The organism is Allomuricauda sp. CP2A, assembly GCF_001683915.1.
Lineage (GTDB): Bacteria > Bacteroidota > Bacteroidia > Flavobacteriales > Flavobacteriaceae > Flagellimonas.
On sequence record NZ_LXTT01000135.1, the window covers coordinates 1 to 2,722 of the forward strand.

A 2,722-nucleotide genomic window follows, 5' to 3' on the forward strand; every position below is an offset into this window, starting at 1 on the left:
GTATTAGACATACTTTTGTTCAGAGCAGGACAAGGGCAAATTTTCGTTCCGAACACATTTTTTATCTATATATGTAACACACAACCTAGGTTGTTCTATGATAAATTGAGCGTAGTTAAAGATCTCTATCTAATTCTTGACGAAACCGAAAGGCATTTCGACTATTCACTTGAGGTTCTAAAAATCATATTGGAAAAAGACCCTGATTACGTAATAAGCCTAATGGATTTGCATTTCAAAGATTCAAGCTATTTATCAAAAAGTTCATTATTGGAAAATGATTTCAAAAAACTTTGGGAACTTGAAAACTATGAGGAGGTATTTACCAAAATACTGAACTATTCAAATCCATATCATAGGATTTCTGACAACCCAGATAACATAACCAATATTTTTATTGACAAAAGAGAGAGACATATAAATTTTCTTAGAGGCTATTTAAAGAAAACTACTGATAAACAAGGTGTTTACACTGTTTTTAATATAGTAGTATCTCTTTTTAATGAACACCGATTCGAGTTCTTGGACCTAATCTTAGATAAAGGCATCGATTTTAATACCTTTCAAAAACTTGATTTTGTTGTATTGAGTAGTACTTTTTCTGGCAGTAGAGTCCCGAGGCTCAAATATAAAATCTCAGAATACGAGAAGTACAAAGAATATCTCCAAAAGAAGAACAATACTGGGGCCCTGGATTTCATTAACGAGTTGGAAAGAAAAATATACTTGTGTAAAACATATATTGAAAGAGAGAGAAAAGACGAGTTCCTCAAAGATTGGGGAATCTAAACTAAATACCGTACAAGCAAAGCTTTGATTACAGTAGAGGATAAATTATTGGTTACAAAAGAAATCAATGAAGTTACGATTGACTATGTCAAAAAAATAGTATTCCGTAAGTTATTGATGACATTTTGTTTTGAATTAAAGCAAAATACCAAAAGAATTACTGGCTTGATCCAAAGACTTAATTTTTATGGCATTGATGCTAAACCTATGGAACTTGAATTTGAGCTTTTGGAACAGTTGGAAAACTTTATTGATAATCTCAAAAAAGAAGAACGTACCGCTTTATACTTTTGGGTATTGAACCAAAGGTATTTACACTACTTAGATGAATTGGAATATGATGATGACACATACTCCGAAAGTGAATACGATAAAAAGTTTAGCAGGGAATTGGCCTATAAAATTTATGAACCTAATAATAGCAATTTGAGACAAGAAACTGTACAAGAACTAAATAACTTCTTATGTACTTTTGCCACAGAATTGGATTTATCATTAATAGATGGATACATGCTAAATCAAATTTTGGAAGAAATTGACAATTATTGTTTATGATTACCTTCTAGCTAGTTTTTTTAAGTTTAAATGCAAGAATAAATTTAATCAGTTAGAACACAAAAACAGTTTCGAAACACTATAAAATTTAGCGCATATCATACGTATTTTATATGAATCATGTCTCTTGGTATGAAAGCGAATTTTACTTCATCATGCAATTTCAATAAAACTATCCCTTGAAAAATTATAGTGCTCATTCATGTGAACGTATCCCAATTGATTGCATACCATTGTAGTGTCTCCTAACATTGTGCCGTTGCCAATATTTCTATGGATATGGCCATATATCCAATAATCAATATCGGATTTAGTTATAAAATCAGTTGTATCCACAACAAAAGCATTGTTAATGGGGCTACCTTCAAATTCAGGGGAATTGCATAATGGTGTGGGCAGATGGTGAGTTACAACTACAGTTTTGTCATTCAGAGGTTTTAGATTTTCCCTAATGAAAGTGTAGGCTTCGTTATGAAGCTTGTTAAAATCATCAACTGTAAGCCGTCTCTGATTAATCATGATTTTATAAAAATCATTGACTCCACTGGATACAAATTTTTCATTTTCAGGATATATGTGGCTCCAAAATGTAGAAAAAAGAAAACTAATGTCTTCTATTATCTCAACATGATTGTTCAATAAGAAGACATTCCTTTGAATTTCCCATTTAAAAGGCTTTTGATGTAAAGACAAATCATAGCCACCATAATATTCATGATTGCCGGATATTACAAACGTACGTTTATAGTTGTCAGATGCCCATTTGAAAAAATCAAGTTTCGCATATTCAGGCCCTAGGTAATGGGTATCTCCGGCAATAATTAGAGTTTCAGCGGTTGGCATCAAAGGGTATTCGGCCAACCAACTTTTATTATGCGGGAACTCTAAATGCAAATCTGAGCAGTATTGTATTCTCAATTCACGAGATTTTATGAGGTAGTAAAGTAAGAAGATATATTCGTTTTATACAGTTTTACATAACCTTCTTTTTGTGAAATAGGTTTGTGTAAAATGCCGAAAAGAAGTAAAAAAGCATTAAAAATGCGGCACGAATGCGGCACGCTATAAGAAATATGATTTTTCAATTAATTTATAACCTATTAAAAATCAATGGCATATAAACAAAAAAGCTCCGATTTCTCGAAGCTTTTTGCGGTCTGGACGGGACTCGAACTTTATATAAAAAAAGCCCATTTTTCAAGGCTTTCAGTAGGGTCATTTTTGGGAGGCACCGAATTGCTCACCTTTTAACAAATTTTAACCATTTTAACATTAAAATTGATGGATTTTAATGCAAAATGGAGTTTTGGTTTCGATATGGGTTAGGTCATATGCTTTATGTAATAAATATGTATTTATAGAGTTGGTTATTTAAAAT

3 protein-coding genes are annotated in these 2,722 nt (G+C 31.8%); 2 read left to right on the plus strand and 1 reads right to left on the minus strand.

Annotated features, from left to right (window positions below):
• Both A7D14_RS16060 and A7D14_RS16065 read left to right on the plus strand, forming a co-directional pair.
• Nucleotides 1-789: hypothetical protein (locus tag A7D14_RS16060; RefSeq protein WP_218058545.1), on the plus strand; the 789-nt coding region annotated here is incomplete at its 5' end.
• 24 nt (nucleotides 790-813) lie between these two features.
• On the plus strand, nucleotides 814-1,344 hold the full coding sequence (locus A7D14_RS16065; protein ID WP_141673427.1) for a hypothetical protein: 531 nt from the start codon (nucleotides 814-816) through the stop codon (nucleotides 1,342-1,344).
• Between the two features lie 153 nt (nucleotides 1,345-1,497).
• Here A7D14_RS16065 and A7D14_RS16070 read toward each other — a convergent pair whose 3' ends face one another.
• Nucleotides 1,498-2,262, minus strand: a complete 765-nt coding sequence (locus tag A7D14_RS16070) for a metallophosphoesterase (protein WP_067036952.1) — start codon at nucleotides 2,260-2,262, stop codon at nucleotides 1,498-1,500.
• Nucleotides 2,263-2,722: the final 460 nt, after the last annotated feature.